We start from the raw sequence: 18265 nt of genomic DNA on the forward strand, positions 1-18265 counted from the left end.
CCAGACGTTGAAAGTTTCAGCGCCCCCGCATTAACTGCAAAGAAAATAAGCCAGCATCCGCTGGCTTATGGAAAGTTATACTTACGAAAGGTAATTAGACGCTATTTTTGGCAATTAAACGTTCCGGCAGAACAAAGCTAAATCGCGTTCCTTTACCAGGCAAACTGTCGACTTCAAGGCGGCTTTCATGATGATTCAGCGCATGTTTCACAATCGCCAACCCCAGGCCGCTGCCGCCCGTTTGACGCGAACGCGCTTTATCGACACGGTAGAAGCGTTCGGTCAGACGAGGAATATGCTCAGCGGCAATCCCCGGACCGTTATCTTGTATGCAAAACTCAGCGCCATGCGCGACATGTCGCCAGCTCACCGTAATATGCGTTCCCGCCGGCGTATGGTTTACCGCGTTATACACCAGGTTTGAGATCGCGCTGCGTAGCTGCTCTTCGTTGCCCAAAACGCTAAGACTATCGTCGACCTCAAACGTAAAGGTATGCTTCTGCTGGCTGAGCGTCTGCGCTTCACGCTCCACGATCCGCAGCATCATCGGTACATCCACTTTTTCATTTAATAACAGCGCCGGGGCCGCCTCAATTTTAGACAACGTAAGCAATTGTTTTACCAGCCCTTCCATACGATACGTTTGCTCGCGCATCGTATGCAGCGCTTTCTCTCGCGTCGCCCCCTCCAGCGCCTGTTCCTGCATCATTTCCAGATAGCCTTGCAATACCGTCAATGGCGTACGCAACTCATGGCTAACGTTGGCGAAAAAGTTACGCCTGGCGCCTTCAAGCTGATGCATTTGCGTCACATCGCGCGCCACCATCAGGAGTTGTTTATCGGTATAAGGCATGACACGGATCTCCAGGTGCCGCCCGGTATTCAGCACCAGATGAAGCGGACGGGTGAAATCACGCGTTTTTAAATACTGGGTAAACTCCGGGTAACGCAGCAGATTGAGAATATTCTGCCCGCTGTCATCCGGCCAGCGTAGCCCCAGTATCTGTTGCGCCAAACCGTTACACCAAAAAATGCCGCCCTCTTCTGTGGTCAGTACCACTGCATCAGGCAGCGACTCCGCGCCGCTGCGAAAACGTTTAATCAGGTTCCCCAGCTCGCGGCGGCGCTTCTTATTTCGCAACTGCATCTGGTGTAAACCGTATAACAGCGGCTCCCAACTTCCCCGTCCCGGCGGCGGCGTCATACTTCTGTCGACCCACAGCCACCAGGAGAGGCGCAATAAATTCCAGAAATGCCAGGCAAGCAGTCCCGTCACCGCCGCCAGTAAAAACCACGGCAGATAACCAAAAAAAGCGCTAAGGATAAGCGCGGGGATGCAACAGAGCACCAACTCCAGCACCAGCCTTTTCCATGACAGCCGTTCCAGCACGCGTCATACTCCCTCAAGAATGGAAAGCCTTCTCCGCCAGAAGCCTGTGATCTACTGGCGGAAAAGGCATTAAAAGCGGGTCGAAAAACGATACCCTGTCCCGCGTACCGTTTGCACCATCCGGTCGTGGCCGCTGTGCTCCAGCGCCTTACGCAAACGGCGAATATGCACGTCGACCGTCCGGTCTTCAACGTACACATTGGTGCCCCAGACATGGTTGAGTAGCTGTTCGCGACTATAAACCCGTTCCGGATGCGTCATAAAGAAATGGAGTAATTTAAATTCGGTCGGCCCCATATCCAGTGGGCTGTCGCCGGTCATCACGCGATGAGAGCCAGGATCAAGGCTCAGTCCCTGCATCTCGATCACCTCTTCGACCGCCATCGGTGAGATACGCCGCATAACGGCCTTAATGCGCGCCACCAACTCCTTGGGGGAAAACGGCTTGGTAATGTAATCGTCGGCGCCGGTTTCCAGCCCGCGCACGCGATCTTCTTCCTCACCTCTCGCCGTCAGCATAACCACAGGAATATCCCGGGTCATGGCTTCACGTTTGAGATGTTTAATAAACTGTAACCCAGACCCGCCGGGCAACATCCAGTCAAGAAGGATGAGATCCGGCCAGGGTTCATTAAGTTTATTCACCGCACTGTCATAATCTTCGGCTTCTACGGGCTGAAAGCCATTTTGTTCGAGCACGAAGCACACCATTTCACGGATCGGCGCCTCATCTTCTACGACCAGAATACGTCTCGCCATAATTTGCCCTGTTAGTCGTTAGTTATCAATGCCGCGCCATTATGCGTCAGATTTATGACAGATTTATGAAAAAAAGGGGTGGTATTGACAGCATGTTGATGATTTATGACACCGTTGAAACATTGCATTACCGTCTACTGGCGGTAAATTGCGCCCAAAAATGGAGGGGATGACGTGTATAATCCCGTTCACGCTTTTTTTGCATGGAACTATTATGCGCATCCTCCATACCTCTGACTGGCATCTGGGACAAAATTTCTACAGTAAAAGCCGCGCCGCGGAGCATCAGGCTTTTCTGGACTGGCTGCTGGAGACCGCGCAGTCCCATCAGGTGGATGCCATTATTGTCGCAGGCGATATTTTTGATACCGGTTCGCCGCCAAGCTATGCCCGAGAACTTTATAACCGTTTTGTCGTTAATTTACAGCAAACAGGCTGTCATTTAGTGGTGCTGGCCGGTAATCATGATTCCGTTGCCACGCTTAACGAGTCACGCGAAATTCTGGCGTTTCTCAATACAACCGTGATCGCCAGCGCGGGCTATGCGCCGCAACTACTTCATCGCCGCGATGGTTCTCCCGGCGCCGTACTGTGCCCCATTCCCTTTTTGCGCCCGCGCGACATTATTACCAGCCAGGCGGGGTTGTCCGGCAGCGAGAAACAGCAGCAACTCCTTCATGCGATTGCCGATTATTATCAACAGCAGTACCAGGAAGCGTGCCTGCTACGCGGCGAACGGAAGTTGCCGGTTATCGCGACGGGGCATTTAACCACCGTCGGCGCCAGCAAAAGCGATGCGGTACGCGACATTTATATCGGTACGCTGGATGCCTTTCCGGCGGAGCATTTCCCACCAGCGGATTATATCGCATTGGGACACATTCACCGCGCGCAATGTGTCGGCGGCACAGAGCATATCCGCTATTGCGGCTCCCCCATCGCCCTCAGCTTTGATGAGTGCGGCAAAAGCAAATGCGTGCATCTGGTGACCTTCGACCAGGGGAAATGGCAAAGTACCGAAAGTCTGGCCATCCCCGTTAGCCAACCATTGGCGGTTTTAAAAGGCGACCTGGCGTCAATTACCGAACAGCTTGAGCAGTGGCGCGGCATTGAGCAATCGCCCTCCGTCTGGCTGGATATTGAAATCACCAGCGATGATTATCTACATGATATACAAAGAAAAATACAGACATTAACGGAGTCGCTACCGGTAGAAGTATTACTGGTGCGTCGTAGCCGCGAACAGCGTGAACGCTCGCTGGCGAACGAACGGCGGGAAACATTAAGCGAGCTTAGCGTGGAGGAGGTTTTTGCGCGGCGGCTGGCGCTGGAAGCGTTAGATACCCCGCAGCGCGAGCGCCTGAATCAGCTCTTTTCCAGCACGCTCTACGCGTTGAATGAGGAGCATGAGGCATGAAAATTCTCAGTTTGCGTCTGAAAAACCTGAACTCGCTGAAAGGAGAATGGAAGGTCGACTTTACCGCCGAACCGTTTGCCAGTAACGGGTTATTCGCCATCACCGGCCCGACCGGCGCGGGAAAAACCACCTTGCTTGACGCCATCTGCCTGGCGCTGTACCACGAAACGCCGCGCCTGAATACGGTATCGCAATCGCAAAACGATTTGATGACGCGCGATACGGCGGAATGTCTGGCCGAAGTGGAGTTTGAGGTAAAAGGCGAAGCCTGGCGCGCGTTCTGGAGCCAGAACCGCGCCCGAAATCAGCCTGACGGCAATCTCCAGGCCCCACGCGTGGAGTTGGCGCGGTGTTCAGACGGAAAAATCTTTGCCGATAAGGTAAAGGATAAACTGGAGATGATCGCCACGTTGACCGGGCTGGACTACGGGCGCTTCACCCGTTCGATGTTGTTATCACAGGGGCAGTTCGCCGCCTTTCTTAACGCCAAAGCGAAAGAGCGCGCAGAGCTTCTGGAGGAGCTCACCGGCACTGAGATTTACGGGCAGATATCCGCACAGGTATTTGAAAAACATAAATCAGCCCGTCTCGAACTGGAAAAGTTACAAGCGCAGGCCAGCGGCGTCGCCCTATTGGCGGACGAACAGTTACAGCAACTGGAAGCCAGTTTGCAGGCGCTTACTGACGAAGAGAAACGCCTGCTGGCCGGCCAGCAGGTACAGCAGCAGCACCTTCACTGGCTGACCCGAAAAAACGAGCTCCACACTGAATTACACGCCCGGCAGCAGTCGCTGTACGCGGCGCAAGAGGCGCGAGAAAAAGCGCAGCCGCAGCTCGCGGCGCTGACTCTGGCGCAACCTGCTCGCCAGTTGCGCCCGCATTGGGAGCGCATTCAGGAACAAACCCGCGCCGTTGAGCGGGTTCGCCAGCACATTGATGAAGTGAATGCTCGCTTACAAAGCGCGTATCGCCTGCGCCAGAGTATCCGCGCCTGCGCGCATCGACAATCCACGCAACTGAACGCCACAGGGCAGCGGTTGAAGGCATGGCTGGCGGAACACGACGGCATCCGCGTCTGGCACAGCGAACTGGCGGGTTGGCGAGCATTATTAACACAACAATCCCACGATCGGGCGCAACTGAGCCAATGGCAACAGCAGTTGATGAGCGATACGCGTCAACTCGACGCGCTACCGCCGCTCATGCTCGATCTCACGCCACAGGCGCTGGCGGAAGCCAGGGCGTTACATACCCGGCAACGTCCACTACGTCAGCGTCTCGCCGCGCTTCAGGGGCAAATTACCCCGAAACAAAAGCGTCAGACGCAGCTACAGGAGGCGATTACGCGTCATCATCAGGAACAGACGCAATACACCCAACGCCTGGCGGATAAGCGCCTGAGTTATAAAACCAAAGCACAGGAGCTTGCGGACGTTCGCACTATTTGCGAGCAGGAAGCGCGCATCAAAGATCTGGAAAGCCAGCGGGCGCGCTTACAGCCCGGCCAGCCGTGTCCGCTTTGCGGCTCGACGACACACCCCGCCATCGCCGCCTATCAGGCGCTCGAACTGAGCACGAATCAAACCCGCCGCGACGCGCTGGAAAAAGAGGTCAAAACGCTGGCGGAAGAAGGCGCTGCGCTGCGAGGACAGTTAGATGCCTTAACGCAACAATTACAGCGGGATGAAAGCGAGGCGCAGTCGCTGTTGCAGGAAGAGCAAGCGCTTACTGAGGAATGGCAAACGCTCTGCGCCGCGCTGGGCGTTAAGTTTCAGCCGCAAGAAGATCTCTCTGGCTGGCTGACCGCCGCGGAAGAGCATGAGCAGCAGTTGGATCAGCTAAGCCAGCGCCATGCTCTACAAACGCAAATCGCCGCGCATACCGAGCAGGTAGCCCGCTTTACCGCGCAGATTGCGCAGCGTCAGGCGTCGCTGACGGCTGATTTGGCGCTGTATAAGCTTTCCCTTCCTGCGCCAGAAGAGGAGGCTTCGTGGCTGAATGACCGCGCCGATGAAGTGAAAATGTGGCAACAGCGTCAGACAGAGTTCGCGGATTTGCAAACGCAGATCGACAGGCTTGCCCCGTTGCTGGAGACGCTACCGCAAACGGATACCGTGGATTCCGACGACGTGCCGCTGGATAACTGGCGGCAGGCGCATGATGAATGCGTGTCGTTACAAAGCCAATTGCAAACCTTGCAGCAGCAGCGCGCCGCCGAGGCGATAGCGCATTTTGACGCAGCGTTAAAAAATAGCCCGTTTGACAGCCAGACAACGTTCCTGGCGGCGTTGCTGGATGAAGAGACCGTGACCCGTCTGGAAAAACAGCAACAGGCGCTGGAAAGTCAGCTACAGCAAGCGAAGGCGTTAAGCGCGCAGTCCGCGCAGGCGCTGGCTGACCATCAGCAACAGCCGCCCGCCGGTCTGGAGCCAACGTGTACGGCGGAGCAGCTCTCGCAGCGGCTGACGCAGTTGGCGCAACAACTGCGTGAAAACACGACACGCCAGGGGGAAATCCGCCAGCAAATTAAACAGGATGCAGATAATCGGCAGCACCAACGGGCGCTGATGGCGGAAATGACGCAAGCCTCTCAGCAGGTGGAAGACTGGGGCTATCTTAATGCGCTGATCGGCTCTAAAGAGGGTGATAAGTTCCGCAAATTCGCCCAGGGGCTGACGCTGGATAATCTGGTCTGGCTGGCGAATCATCAGCTCACCCGTCTGCATGGTCGTTATTTATTGCAACGTAAAGCCAGCGACGCGCTGGAGCTGGAGGTTGTCGATACCTGGCAGGCCGACGCTGTGCGCGATACGCGCACTTTATCAGGCGGCGAAAGTTTCCTGGTCAGCCTGGCGCTGGCGCTGGCGTTATCAGATTTGGTCAGCCATAAAACGCGCATTGACTCTTTGTTCCTCGACGAAGGCTTCGGCACGCTTGATAGCGAAACGCTGGACGCCGCGCTGGATGCGCTCGACGCGCTGAATGCCAGCGGTAAGACCATCGGCGTTATTAGCCACGTGGAAGCCATGAAAGAACGTATCCCTGTGCAGATAAAAGTGAAAAAAATCAACGGACTTGGTTACAGCAAACTGGACAAAGTGTTTGCCGTGGAGTAACGCGGGAGCCATTCTGCGCGCAACATAATGTCATGACGTAGCATAATAATGAATACACAAAGACGGATAAGGAATGGTATTACCTCGCGCTTATCCGCAAGCTATACGTTGATTGGCTACGACAGTTGACAGCCACGGCGCGCAACATGCGCCTTCATTTTCGGCAGGTGGTATGAAAAAAGTTATTTTTTCTTTGGCGCTGGGTACGTTCGGACTGGGGATGGCCGAGTTTGGCATTATGGGCGTGCTGACGGAGCTGGCGCGCGATGTCGGAATAACGATTCCCTCCGCCGGGCATATGATCTCGTTTTACGCCTTCGGCGTCGTGCTGGGCGCTCCCATTATGGCGCTTTTTTCCAGCCGCTTTTCGCTTAAACATGTACTGCTGTTTCTGGTCATGCTGTGCGTGACAGGCAATGCCATGTTTACCTTTTCCTCCTCATATCTGATGCTCGCCATCGGCAGACTGGTTTCCGGCTTTCCGCACGGCGCCTTTTTTGGCGTCGGCGCCATTGTCTTGTCAAAGATTATCCGCCCCGGGAAAGTCACCGCCGCCGTCGCGGGTATGGTTTCGGGGATGACGGTGGCGAATCTGGTGGGCATCCCGTTCGGCACTTACCTGAGCCAGGAATTTAGCTGGCGCTACACCTTTTTATTGATCGCGGTTTTCAACATCGCCGTGCTCACCGCGATTTTCTTCTGGGTGCCGGATATTCGCGACGAAGCCAAAAGCAGCCTGCGCGAGCAGTTCTACTTTCTGCGCAGCCTCGCGCCGTGGCTTATCTTCGCCGCCACGATGTTCGGCAATGCGGGCGTTTTTGCCTGGTTCAGCTATATCAAGCCATTTATGATGTACATCTCCGGTTTTTCGGAAACGAGCATGACGTTTATTATGATGCTGGTCGGGCTGGGGATGGTGTTAGGCAATCTATTAAGCGGCAAACTCTCCGGCAGATATACTCCGCTCCGCATCGCGGCAGTGACTGACCTCGTTATCGTGCTCTCTCTCACGGCGCTCTTTTTCTTTGGCGGATGCAAAACGGCATCGCTGACTTTCGCGTTTATCTGCTGCGCTGGTCTGTTTGCGCTCTCTGCGCCGCTGCAGATCTTGCTGCTACAAAATGCCAAAGGCGGCGAACTGCTGGGTGCGGCGGGAGGGCAAATCGCGTTTAATCTCGGTAGCGCAATTGGCGCCTGGTGCGGAGGGCTGATGCTGACGCTAGGTTTTGCGTACCACTACGTGGCGCTTCCCGCCGCTCTACTGTCGTTTTCCGCCATGTCGTCGTTGCTGGTATATGGCCGTCTAAAACACAAGCATCAATCAGTCACGTCTGTTGCCGGATGACGCCATCCGGCCAAAAATGTTACGCCAGCGGCCACAGCCAGGCCGCGCCGCGCACACCGCTCGAATCGCCATGCTGCGCCTTACGCACCGGCGTCTCGCACTCGCCGCCAAAAACAAACGATTTCATCAGCGACGGAACCGTCTTGTACAGGCGCTCAACATTGCTCATGCCGCCGCCCAGCACAATGACATCCGGCTCAAGAATATTTACGACGTGCGCTAACGCTTTCGCCAGCCGTAACTCATAACGGCTTATCGCCAGTTCCGCCACGGCGTCCTGCGTATCAACCAGACGAATAATCTCATCGCCTTTTAGCGCCTTACCGCTCAAACGCTGGTAATCCGTGGCAAATCCCGTACCGGAAATAAAAGTTTCGATACAGCCTTGTTTACCGCAATAACACGGAATTTCTTCGCGGTAACGCAACTCATCGTCATCCATCCACGGCAACGGATTGTGGCCCCATTCGCCTGCCGTACCGTTGCCGCCGATGTGCGCCTGGCCATTTAGCGCTACGCCCGCGCCGCACCCGGTACCGATAATCACCGCAAATACCGTTTGCGCCCCCGCCGCCGCGCCATCTACCGCCTCTGAGACCGCCAGGCAATTGGCATCGTTAGCTAACCGTACTTCACGCTTCAGACGACGGCTCACATCGTTATCGAACGGCTGGCCGTTAAGCCACGTAGAGTTAGCGTTTTTCACGACGCCAGTGTAAGGCGAGAGAGAACCGGGAATGCCAATGCCGACGCTACCGGTCTGTCCGGTCGCCTGTTCCGCCATGTCGACCAGCGCAGCGATAGTTTCTATCGTTTGCTGATAATCCTCCCGCGGCGTAGGCAGACGATGGCGAAACCGCTGTTCTCCTGCATCATCAAGCGCAATGACTTCCGTTTTTGTGCCGCCTAAATCGATACCAATACGCACATACCGCTCCTCATTTTTTGGGAATATCAACAGGGTAGAACCCACCGTTCTGATTGGCAATGCAAGCCCGCCGACAATTCGTTACTATACCGCCTGGATTTAACGACAAGGCCGTGGAAATTATCATGCTGTGGTTCAAAAATTTAATGGTTTACCGTCTTAGCCGCGATATCGCATTGCGCGTCGAAGAGATGGAGAAACAGCTCGCCTCAATGACGTTTACCCCATGCGGTAGCCAGGATATGGCCAAAATGGGCTGGGTTCCGCCAATGGGCTCTCACAGCGATGCGTTAACGCACACTGCCAATGGCCAAATTATTATTTGTGCGCGCAAAGAAGAGAAAATTCTGCCATCGCCAGTGATTAAACAGGCACTGGAAGCGAAAATCCAGAAACTGGAAGCCGATCAGGGGCGCAAGCTGAAGAAGACGGAAAAAGATTCCCTGAAGGATGAAGTGTTGCATTCATTGCTGCCGCGCGCGTTTAGCCGCTTCAGCCAGACAATGATGTGGATTGATACCGTTAACGGCCTGATTATGGTTGACTGCGCCAGCGCGAAAAAAGCGGAGGATACGCTGGCGCTACTGCGTAAAAGTCTCGGCTCGCTGCCGGTTGTCCCGCTGGCGCTGGAAAATCCGATTGAACTGACGCTCACAGAGTGGGTGCGCTCCGGTACGGTCGCTCAGGGCTTCCAATTGCTCGACGAAGCCGAATTGAAAGCGATGCTGGAAGATGGCGGCGTGATTCGCGCGAAAAAGCAGGATCTGGTCAGCGACGAGATCGCCGTTCATATTGAAGCGGGTAAAGTGGTAACGAAGCTGGCGCTCGACTGGCAGCAACGCATTCAGTTCGTGATGTGCGACGACGGCTCCATTAAGCGTCTGAAATTCTGCGATGAGCTGCGCGATCAGAACGAAGATATCGACCGGGAAGATTTTGCCCAGCGTTTCGACGCGGACTTTATCCTGATGACCGGAGAGCTGGCGGCGCTGATTCAAAGCCTGGTGGAAGGATTAGGCGGCGAAGCGCAACGCTAACCAGAGGGTCCCTCTCCGCCGGAGAGGGGACTCACCGTTACAAATAGCGGCACAGATACGAGGTAGGCTCAGCAACCTGTAGATGAAACTCGCTGTGGCCAGGCACGTTAAACACCTCACCTGCCGTATACACTTTCCATTCGACAGTTCCCGGCAACAGTACCTTCAACGCGCCGCTCACAACCGTCATCTCTTCGGGTTCGGCGGTGCCAAAGGTATACTCTCCTTCCGCCATCACGCCAACGCTGGCCCGGCCGGTGCTACTGCTGGTAAATCCAATAGACTTCACTTTCCCGGAAAAGTATTCATTGCTTTGTAGCATAATCAGGCCCCGTCTCGTTATTAAATTAACACCCAATATAGAGTCCTGACGTTCGGCCTGTCACGCAAAATTAGACAAGCAGTTCTGAAGCTAACCGCGCAATCAAAACATTAGAGAGTAAAACCGGCACATCCAGCGCCTGCTGTAAAATATCCCGATGACGCTGATGAAAACCCAGACAATCAAGCATAATGACGTCCGCGCCTTGATCCAGTAGCGCCTGCCCGGCATTAATTAACTGTTGCTCAGATCCGTGAACCGGATTCGCCAGCGAATAAACCGGCGGCATTTGCAATACCTGCCATTTTTTCTCCTGGGCCGCCAGAAGCTCTGCAACTGGCACAATAACGCCAACCTGATGCCCATCCACAATAGAGGCAACAAGCGGTGGAATAATGCGCAGCGGTTCAAGCAAAATAGAATTGCGGGCAGCCATACTTTTAATCGCCGCAGTGCTCATCAGTATAATGACATCATAACCCTGGTTATCCAGCACTTCGACAACGCTCTGTAAATCTCGCTCCACTTTCTGGCGGGAAACATGGGCTATTTGGTTATCATTCAGCAACGTCAGAAGCGGATCGTCGCCAGGCTCTACGGCGTAATCCGCCATAACGTCTTCCCGGCTCATTTTTCCCAGCAGGCTGTGATGGGTGATATGTTGTTCGTCGATGTATTCCGTCAGGAGCGGTAACACTTCGCTCATTGGCACAACGCCGATTGTGAGGATTGCCAACGACGCACTCATTCTTATTCCACCTTCTTATTACTTCGTCGTAGTTCCCGGGCAAATATTTACACAACCACCGTGCTACCTGCCCTACAAATCTCAAAAAGCGTAGCAGCAGATGGACCACGTATTGTGTAAAGATTCCAAATAATTCCAGTATTGTATTGTTATCGCTTAATTTACGGTTTTAGTTGCCAGTATAAATGTTTCAAAAATGTGATAGAGATACAATTTAGGAGTACTCAGAATCCCTTCCGAGTCGTTCATGCGGCTATGATTTATCCGGATCTTCATAACGTTTTTTCGCATCCATCGCCTCTTCTGCAGTCGGATGCTCGCTAATGAGCGAATCAGGTTTCGGATGGTCAGCCCGTAGCTGATACCACGTCACCGTCTGTCCTGACACGCCTTTTTCAATGGTGACGATATAAGCTTCCCGCGGATAAGGTGGTCTGGTTGGCATAGTGTTTCCTTTATTCTGGGTGAGCGTTAAGTATAGACATCTCCCTGCACCCGTTGCGTCGACGGCGGCAGCGCCGCAATAATTTCAGAAACGACCTGGGTCGGCGCTTTCGTCGCGTCAATAATGTAATGCGCCGTTTCGCGATACAGCGCGTCACGCTGCTCAAGCACTTCCCGAACCTCTTCGCTCAACGGCTTTCCGGTTAGAGTTGGACGCAGATCCGCTTCAGGTTCAGCCTCAAGCCGGTTAACCAGCGTTGACACCGGCGCGCACAAATAAATCACTATGCCAACACGGTGCATATAACGTCGATTATATTCTGTGAGAATAATACCGCCTCCTGTCGCCACGACCGTCGAAGGCGCGCTTACCGCTTCAAGGGCCGCTGTTTCCCGGGCGCGGAACCCTTCCCAGCCCTCTTTTTCAACAATATCAGCGACGCTCATTTGCACATGCGATTGCAGCCAGCGGTCGGTATCCGCAAACCGGAAATCGGTTGCCTGCGCCAGCGCCATACCGATGGTGGTTTTCCCACAGCCTCGCGGGCCAACAAGATAAAGAGGTTGCATCATAGCAGGCGTTCCCCTGGGAGCTGCGCATACGCAGGATTTGATATCAGCAATGTTGTAATCATACCATCAAACTAGTACAATGCATAAATGTAAACAATAATTTACATGAAAATACTAAACTCATAATATTAGCACTATAGCAAGAATTAGAAATGAATAAACTGTAAAACTTTCATTACACGATTTATTTTTTACGCTGGCTTTCCAGCCACCACTTATCCAGCTCGGCGGCAAAATGCTGACGATCGCGCGGCGAAAGACTGTTTGGTCCCCCCGTTTGTACGCCGCTGGCGCGTAGCGTGTCCATAAAGTCACGCATCGTCAGGCGTTCGCGAATCGTGGCTTCGCTATAGCGTTCTCCCCGAGGATTAAGAGCTGCAGCGCCTTTTTCCAGCACTTCAGCCGCCAGCGGAATATCAGCGGTAATCACCAGATCGCCCGCTTCGCATTGACGCACGATTTCATTATCCGCCACGTCAAACCCGGCGGCCACACGGAGCGTACGGATAAAACGCGAAGGCGGCACGCGCAAGGCCTGATTGGCAACCAGAATAAGCGGCAACTGCATCCGCCCGGCGGCGCGATACAAAATTTCTTTAATGACATTCGGACACGCATCCGCATCCACCCAGATGGTCATAATGTCTCCCATACGGTATACAATCTTTTATTGTCTCGCGCTTTTGTCTTTCGTCAAAGTGCTGTTTCTCCTTCTGCCCGTTTTCAATCCGCGTTAAGCTAACCCTTCCCCATAACACACAAACATAGGGAGTGACGAGATGGAGAAGAAAATCGGTTTTATTGGCTGCGGTAATATGGGCAAGGCTATTCTTGGCGGACTCATTGCCAGCGGTCAGGTGCTTCCCGGTCAGATCTGGGTCTACACCCCCTCCCCCGATAAAGTTTCCGCCTTGCATGACCAGTACGGCATTAATGCGGCGCAAAGCGCGCAGGAAGTCGCTCAGGTCGCGGATATCGTTTTCGGCGCGGTAAAACCGGGCATTATGGTAAAAGTGCTGAGTGAAATTTCCTCCAGCCTGAGCAAAGACTCTCTGGTGGTCTCTATTGCCGCTGGCGTAACGCTTGATCAACTTGCGCGCGCGCTGGGGCACGATCGTAAAATTATTCGCGCCATGCCGAATACGCCATCGCTGGTCAACGCCGGTATGACCTCCGTCACGCCCAATGCGCTGGTAACGCCGGAAGATACGGCTGATGTATTGAATATTTTCCGCTGCTTTGGCGAGGCGGAAGTGATTGCTGAGCCTATGATCCATCCGGTGGTTGGCGTGAGTGGATCTTCTCCGGCCTATGTCTTTATGTTTATCGAGGCGATGGCGGACGCTGCCGTTCTGGGCGGAATGTCTCGCGCTCAGGCTTATAAATTCGCCGCGCAGGCCGTCATGGGATCGGCGAAAATGGTTCTGGAAACCGGAAAGCATCCCGGTGAACTGAAAGATATGGTGTGCTCGCCTGGCGGAACGACGATTGAAGCCGTACGCGTTCTGGAAGAACGTGGCTTCCGCGCTGCGGTAATAGAAGCGATGACGAAGTGTATGGAAAAATCAGAGGCGCTCAGTAAATCCAGAGGCCCGGCTGGACGTCATGCCGCCACTTCGGTGCGGTTACGTCCGGCATTCTTTGCTTTATAAAGCGCCATATCTGCAGACTTTAGCCATTCCCGATAATGAGTGATTTGTGGCGTTAACGGCGCCACGCCCACGCTGATACGTAACATGACCTGTGGCGCGCCCGGCAGGCGTAATGTATTTAGCCGTTCATGCACTCGCGACATGGCGGTAATCGCGCTGTCTGCCGGCGTTCCGCACATAATCACCGCAAATTCGTCGCCGCCAAAGCGCCCGATAATATCACTCCCGCGTAGCGTTATCTGCAGTTGACACGTCAGGGCGATAATAGCCTCATCCCCAACATCATGTCCCCAGGTATCGTTAATGCTCTTAAAATGATCGATGTCGATAATCAACAATGTCGCCTCTCGATGGTGGCGTCGGCTGTGATCGAATTCATTGCGTAATAAAATTTCCCAGTGTCGTCGGTTATAGACGCCGGTCATGCCATCCCGCGAGCTCATAGCCTGCAAGCGTCGCTTATGTTCCGCTAATTTAATGGCCGTTTGGTAACTTACCCAGGCAAACAGCAGCGGATACAACATAATGACGGGCAAAGAGAGCGTGACTTCCAGCGATGAGCTTCGCATAGCGACAGGTAGCCCGGTAAGCTGCAATGTCACCAGACATGATGCCAGCAAGAGCCCCATTCCGGCAGTGAATAGTCGCAACCCGCCAGCGCCCATCAGATTCATACTCATCATCATAAACAGCGTGGCGGCAGGCAGCATGTTGACGCCTATCAGCGCGATCCACATGCCGGAGAGGATCGCATCCGCTTTCAGGTTGTAAATTTCCTGACGTAGCGGATCAAGCGCTTTTGCCGCCCACTGCCACGCCAGATGCGGCCAGACAAAAGACCAGCCGACCAGCAACAGCCACCAGCCTCCGGAAACGGGTTGCGACACTAACACGGCGGCCACGGGTAAAAACATTCCCCCTAACCCCACCGCACGCGGCAGCCTGATGCGCCGGGCAAAACGCAACCCGGAACGTTGATGCTCATCAGGAGAGGCTGGCGGCGCTACCGCCTGTTCAACCGCTTTTCGGTAAAAATTTTCATCATTCATTATTTTTGGGAACATTTAGAAACAATTTTCCCAAATTATAGAAACAGAGCGCAGGGAAGGAGTATGAGATTTCGGGTGAACGTTTTTCAGGGCTCACCCGATAGCACTACGCCGCTTTTTTCAGGCAGGCGCTCATAAACTTGCTGCGATCGTCGCCTTTCAAGGATTGTTCCGTCGCCTGGAGATTGCATTCACGCATTTTCTGCTGTTGCGGCGTCAGGCTTTTCTCACCAGGGGCTGACTGCCTGTTTTTTAGACAATCGCTAAGGTAAGTTTTACGCGCATCGCCTTTCAGCGCCTGCGCTGTCGCCTGCTGATTACAGGTGGTCATGCGCTGCTGTTGCGGCGTCAACGGTTTCTCGGCAGCGCCGACGGTAGTTAAAAAGACCAGGCCAAAAAGTAAAGTCACCAGTAAGGTTATTTTCATAGCACCATCCTTTTGTCAGTGTACACACTACACTTTGTCCCTTTGGGAAATATCCCAGGGACTTTATATAAGTCTGGCTGTTACTGGCAAAAATACCACCCGGCAGTAAAAGTATTACTTACCGTTATTAATATAGGCTTTATTGATTGACAAACCGCAGGTTGATGTGCAATTCGATTATCCACAACTATACCGGCATGATGGAGAGGAACAACGCATCGCGTTACCCTGTTATTACCATAGCCGCTTCGTTTTTATTTTTCTGTTTAATGTAAAGCAAAATAAAAACGAAGCGGCTATGGTTATTTCATAAAAGTAACATTATAACAACTGTGTTGTTTTAAATACGATTAGTGCCGAGGGTGTCTCAGCAACTTTTTTACATACTGGCGCAGCAATTCCGTATCGTGATCAGGAACGCTGGCATCCGGCTTTACGCCTTCAAGTGCGCTCTCTACCTGACGTATCAACATCTGTTGCTCGCTTTGCGCCATGTTACGTAACATTGCTGTGACGATAATCTCTAACGCTTCTACCTGAGCAACCAGTTCTTTCGACTCTTCTTCTTTTTGGGCTAGCTTAAGCAACAACTCTGCTATGAGATTTTTCATAACCATATTTCCTTATTAGCTCCAGGGTGACGTTATCACTATGAAGAACCACTGCCTAGAGGCTGAAAGTACTATTTTTATGATACAGGAAGAACTTTACACAAATAATTATCACCATCGCCGCAGCGAAACGTTTCTCAAACCGTAAACGAGACGATAATAAACCATCAAAAAACAATAATCACGCTATATCATAATTTAAAGTTATGCCATCTATAGAAAAGCCTCATGGGTAAAGAATATATCTTTTAATTTAAACCACATCGTAACGGCAGGAGCACCGTTACGATGTAAAGCTATTGGCCTTTCGCTTTTTGCGCGTTACGCCGACGACGTAGCGCCAGGCTCAGTTGCCCAATATTGATCAGCACGATTGCCGCCGTGGCGATAAAAACCCAGCGGAAACCAGCCATCGCCGATACTGTCGCCCCCATCAACGGCCCTACCACGTTGCCCAGATACATAAATGACTGGTTGTAGCCAAAAATACGTCCGGTAATTTGGTCGCTGGAGTATTTCACCAACAACGTTTGTACGGCGGGTAACATCGCGCCATCGGCAAAGCCCAACAAGAAACGCAACAGCCCCAACTGGAATGGCGTGGTGACCCAGGACATCGCGAAGAAAAGCAGCACCGCGCAGATAAGCGTGGCCATCAGAATTCTTTCCGTGCCGATTCTGTCGCCAAGTTTTCCCAGACGAGGCGCGGAGATAAGCGCGGAGATTCCGGGCACCGAGGCAATTAACCCGCTAAGAAAGGCGATGTTATTACTGTCCGGCATCATTGATTTGATAAACAGCGCCAGGATTGGACTGATAGAGCCATTACAGAGTTGAATGACCATCGTGGTAAAAAACAAACTGATCACCAGCGCAGGATAAGGTAACGACGCAAAAACGGCTTTACCGCTCAGACGTTCGCTCTTCTTGATGACTGGACGCACGCCTTCTTTAATTAAAAACAGCGTGACCAGAAAGCTCACCACCAACAGCATGGCGGTAATCAGAAAGACAGCCCTCAAACCAATATGATCCGCGACAAAACCGCCCATTAACGGCCCGCCGATGACGCCGCTAATCTGCGCGGTAGAAAGCGTACTGAGCGCCCAGCCGCTACGTTCGCGCGGTACCTGAGAGGCCACCAGCGCCATAGCATTGGGGATATAGCCTGACGTTAACCCCATGATTCCGCGCAGCAGGAAAAGCTGCCAGACATGGGTCGCAAATGCCTGCAGTAAAATAGCAATCGCCATCCCAAGCGATGCGCGCAACAGCATCAATTTGCGCCCCTTACGGTCGGCCAGGCTGCCCCACATCGGCGATACAATAGCGGAAATCAGAAACGTAATGCTAAACGTTAACCCGGACCACATTGATAACGCTTTATGGGAAGAGACGCCAAGCTGGGAAATATAAAGGGGTAAAAATGGCAGGATTTGACTGATTGCCAGACCGGTAAAAAAACATCCAAACCAGACGGAAATTAGATTAACTTTCCAGGATTCCATAAGACTCGTAACGATAAGTAGCTGAAAATACGTGCTAGCTTAGCAAGCTATGTTTTTTCAGGTGGTTCCAGAGGTGCGATACGTCACACTTTGCTATTTTGTCTCACCGTTCATCATTTTTGTGAAATATATCACATTATATAGGCGCACAGCTCAGACGTTTATGCTTTAACGACACACGCCGTAGCCACGCATCCCCAGGTGAAAATGGTTAGCATGAGCAACGTTATAGTCAGGCCCGAGCCCATTTCCATAATAATGGCAACTGGCGTTTAACATAGCGCGCAGCCAGGGCCCTGTCTCCTCACGCTTCCAGCCTCGCAGGACAGTAACTCTCCGTCCATCCGACAGTTGAAACCCGCTGACATCCAGCGCTTCTGCGCCGGCATGTTCGCTGCGCCGCGCATCCGGGCGGTGATAAATATTACGACAGGCATAGCTGCCCAGATGTTCGATGCGGGTCAGGCGGCGCTTCATCCAGGTTTCTGTTAAGGGTTTTGCCTGCTGTTCAACAAACAGCGCGGAGCTCAGCGCCAACGGGCAGGAGGCTAAAAAACTACTGCTCAATTTTACCTGGCCAAAATCTTTGACACGCACAACATGGGTTAATGGACATTCGCCAGCGCTATCCACAACAGGCTGTGATGAAATTAATCCCTGTTGATTAGCCGCCGTCAAAAGTTCCCGGCACTGTGGCGACGTAAGGCGCTGTAGTTTGAAAGTAGTGATCCAGCCTGGCGGATCGGCAAGTTGTAACGGGGCAAAAGGATTATAATAAGAAGGAAGATAACGATATCCCAGCCCGCCAATGCCGCCCAACAGCACAATAATCAGAAAACCCTTACCTCTCACGCGGCCTCCGTTCTCACATCCCATAAACATTATGGCAGAAGCCCGCGAAACCCGCGTTTTGTCGTGGTAATGTATACGCTTTGCATT

General features: G+C 53.0%; 17 protein-coding genes and 1 pseudogene. 5 read left to right on the forward strand and 13 right to left on the reverse strand.

The window, feature by feature from the left end; all coding sequences use genetic code 11:
- Positions 1-94: 94 nt before the first annotated feature.
- Together phoR and phoB are read right to left on the reverse strand one after the other, a co-directional pair.
- The gene (gene phoR / locus ACE15A_RS16940; RefSeq protein WP_023246143.1) at positions 95-1390 is read right to left on the reverse strand and encodes a phosphate regulon sensor histidine kinase PhoR; all 1296 of its coding nucleotides are present in this window, start codon (positions 1388-1390) and stop codon (positions 95-97) included.
- Positions 1391-1459: 69 nt separating this feature from the next.
- A complete protein-coding gene (phoB, locus tag ACE15A_RS16945; RefSeq protein WP_000113921.1) occupies positions 1460-2149 on the reverse strand; it encodes a phosphate response regulator transcription factor PhoB in 690 nt (229 codons plus the stop codon).
- Positions 2150-2363: 214 nt separating this feature from the next.
- On the opposite strand from phoB, the gene sbcD reads away from it, so the two are divergent.
- From sbcD to araJ, 3 genes are all read left to right on the forward strand, one after another.
- Complete coding sequence (gene sbcD / locus ACE15A_RS16950) at positions 2364-3566, forward strand: exonuclease subunit SbcD (protein ID WP_053508579.1); 1203 nt, start codon at positions 2364-2366, stop codon at positions 3564-3566.
- Positions 3563-6682: an exonuclease subunit SbcC gene (gene sbcC, locus ACE15A_RS16955; protein ID WP_064055904.1), complete on the forward strand. Its 3120-nt coding sequence runs from the start codon at positions 3563-3565 to the stop codon at positions 6680-6682. The genes sbcD and sbcC overlap by 4 nt, the downstream gene beginning before the upstream one ends.
- A 172-nt stretch (positions 6683-6854) precedes the next feature.
- Entirely contained in the window at positions 6855-8027 is a 1173-nt protein-coding gene (gene araJ / locus ACE15A_RS16960; protein ID WP_064055905.1) for an MFS transporter AraJ, read from the forward strand.
- Positions 8028-8046: 19 nt separating this feature from the next.
- On the opposite strand, the gene mak is transcribed toward araJ, so the two are convergent.
- A complete protein-coding gene (gene mak, locus ACE15A_RS16965; RefSeq protein WP_023246139.1) occupies positions 8047-8955 on the reverse strand; it encodes a fructokinase in 909 nt (302 codons plus the stop codon).
- Positions 8956-9080: 125 nt separating this feature from the next.
- Between mak and rdgC the strand changes: the two genes are divergently transcribed.
- A complete protein-coding gene (rdgC, locus tag ACE15A_RS16970; RefSeq protein WP_023246138.1) occupies positions 9081-9992 on the forward strand; it encodes a recombination-associated protein RdgC in 912 nt (303 codons plus the stop codon).
- 37 nt (positions 9993-10029) lie between these two features.
- On the opposite strand, the gene ppnP is transcribed toward rdgC, so the two are convergent.
- From ppnP to ACE15A_RS16995, 5 genes are all read right to left on the reverse strand, one after another.
- Positions 10030-10314, reverse strand: a complete 285-nt coding sequence (gene ppnP / locus ACE15A_RS16975) for a pyrimidine/purine nucleoside phosphorylase (protein WP_000941953.1) — start codon at positions 10312-10314, stop codon at positions 10030-10032.
- A gap of 70 nt (positions 10315-10384) precedes the next feature.
- Positions 10385-11062 carry an AroM family protein gene (locus tag ACE15A_RS16980; RefSeq protein WP_023246136.1) on the reverse strand — a complete coding sequence of 226 codons (678 nt, stop codon included), beginning with the start codon at positions 11060-11062 and terminating at the stop codon, positions 10385-10387.
- Between the two features lie 253 nt (positions 11063-11315).
- The gene (gene yaiA / locus ACE15A_RS16985) at positions 11316-11507 is read right to left on the reverse strand and encodes a protein YaiA (protein WP_023246135.1); all 192 of its coding nucleotides are present in this window, start codon (positions 11505-11507) and stop codon (positions 11316-11318) included.
- Positions 11508-11533: 26 nt separating this feature from the next.
- Complete coding sequence (aroL, locus tag ACE15A_RS16990) at positions 11534-12079, reverse strand: shikimate kinase AroL (protein ID WP_053508583.1); 546 nt, start codon at positions 12077-12079, stop codon at positions 11534-11536.
- Positions 12080-12263: 184 nt separating this feature from the next.
- Positions 12264-12719 carry a YaiI/YqxD family protein gene (locus ACE15A_RS16995; RefSeq protein WP_000158171.1) on the reverse strand — a complete coding sequence of 152 codons (456 nt, stop codon included), beginning with the start codon at positions 12717-12719 and terminating at the stop codon, positions 12264-12266.
- A 139-nt stretch (positions 12720-12858) separates the two neighbouring features.
- Between ACE15A_RS16995 and proC the strand changes: the two are divergent.
- Positions 12859-13665: pseudogene (gene proC / locus ACE15A_RS17000) on the forward strand (pyrroline-5-carboxylate reductase); the annotation flags it as partial.
- Between the two features lie 17 nt (positions 13666-13682).
- Here the strand turns inward: proC and adrA are convergent.
- The 5 genes from adrA to ACE15A_RS17025 form a co-directional block, all read right to left on the reverse strand.
- Complete coding sequence (adrA, locus tag ACE15A_RS17005) at positions 13683-14795, reverse strand: diguanylate cyclase AdrA (protein ID WP_129382467.1); 1113 nt, start codon at positions 14793-14795, stop codon at positions 13683-13685.
- Between the two features lie 91 nt (positions 14796-14886).
- Positions 14887-15207, reverse strand: coding sequence for a phosphate starvation-inducible protein PsiF (psiF, locus tag ACE15A_RS17010; RefSeq protein ID WP_023246131.1), 321 nt, complete (start codon positions 15205-15207; stop codon positions 14887-14889).
- Positions 15208-15557: 350 nt separating this feature from the next.
- The gene (gene iraP / locus ACE15A_RS17015) at positions 15558-15818 is read right to left on the reverse strand and encodes an anti-adapter protein IraP (protein ID WP_023246130.1); all 261 of its coding nucleotides are present in this window, start codon (positions 15816-15818) and stop codon (positions 15558-15560) included.
- A 296-nt stretch (positions 15819-16114) separates the two neighbouring features.
- The gene (locus tag ACE15A_RS17020) at positions 16115-17326 is read right to left on the reverse strand and encodes a multidrug efflux MFS transporter (protein WP_023246129.1); all 1212 of its coding nucleotides are present in this window, start codon (positions 17324-17326) and stop codon (positions 16115-16117) included.
- Between the two features lie 168 nt (positions 17327-17494).
- Positions 17495-18208 carry an extensin family protein gene (locus ACE15A_RS17025; protein ID WP_023246128.1) on the reverse strand — a complete coding sequence of 238 codons (714 nt, stop codon included), beginning with the start codon at positions 18206-18208 and terminating at the stop codon, positions 17495-17497.
- Positions 18209-18265 lie beyond the last annotated feature (57 nt).

This window comes from Salmonella sp. HY31 (genome assembly GCF_042604575.1).
Lineage (GTDB): Bacteria > Pseudomonadota > Gammaproteobacteria > Enterobacterales > Enterobacteriaceae > Salmonella > Salmonella diarizonae.

Bases quoted from the DNA above. Each gene is read 5' to 3' on its own strand.
- ACE15A_RS16980 (WP_023246136.1), bottom strand. From the start codon at position 11,062: ATGAGTGCGTCGTTGGCAATCCTCACAATCGGCGTTGTGCCAATGAGC.
- ACE15A_RS17020 (WP_023246129.1), bottom strand. From the start codon at position 17,326: ATGGAATCCTGGAAAGTTAATCTAATTTCCGTCTGGTTTGGATGTTTT.
- adrA (WP_129382467.1), bottom strand. From the start codon at position 14,795: ATGTTCCCAAAAATAATGAATGATGAAAATTTTTACCGAAAAGCGGTT.
- ACE15A_RS16995 (WP_000158171.1), bottom strand. From the start codon at position 12,719: ATGACCATCTGGGTGGATGCGGATGCGTGTCCGAATGTCATTAAAGAA.
- sbcD (WP_053508579.1), top strand. From the start codon at position 2,364: ATGCGCATCCTCCATACCTCTGACTGGCATCTGGGACAAAATTTCTAC.
- iraP (WP_023246130.1), bottom strand. From the start codon at position 15,818: ATGAAAAATCTCATAGCAGAGTTGTTGCTTAAGCTAGCCCAAAAAGAA.
- ACE15A_RS17025 (WP_023246128.1), bottom strand. From the start codon at position 18,208: ATGTTTATGGGATGTGAGAACGGAGGCCGCGTGAGAGGTAAGGGTTTT.
- ppnP (WP_000941953.1), bottom strand. From the start codon at position 10,314: ATGCTACAAAGCAATGAATACTTTTCCGGGAAAGTGAAGTCTATTGGA.
- phoB (WP_000113921.1), bottom strand. From the start codon at position 2,149: ATGGCGAGACGTATTCTGGTCGTAGAAGATGAGGCGCCGATCCGTGAA.
- sbcC (WP_064055904.1), top strand. From the start codon at position 3,563: ATGAAAATTCTCAGTTTGCGTCTGAAAAACCTGAACTCGCTGAAAGGA.
- psiF (WP_023246131.1), bottom strand. From the start codon at position 15,207: ATGAAAATAACCTTACTGGTGACTTTACTTTTTGGCCTGGTCTTTTTA.
- araJ (WP_064055905.1), top strand. From the start codon at position 6,855: ATGAAAAAAGTTATTTTTTCTTTGGCGCTGGGTACGTTCGGACTGGGG.
- aroL (WP_053508583.1), bottom strand. From the start codon at position 12,079: ATGATGCAACCTCTTTATCTTGTTGGCCCGCGAGGCTGTGGGAAAACC.
- yaiA (WP_023246135.1), bottom strand. From the start codon at position 11,507: ATGCCAACCAGACCACCTTATCCGCGGGAAGCTTATATCGTCACCATT.
- rdgC (WP_023246138.1), top strand. From the start codon at position 9,081: ATGCTGTGGTTCAAAAATTTAATGGTTTACCGTCTTAGCCGCGATATC.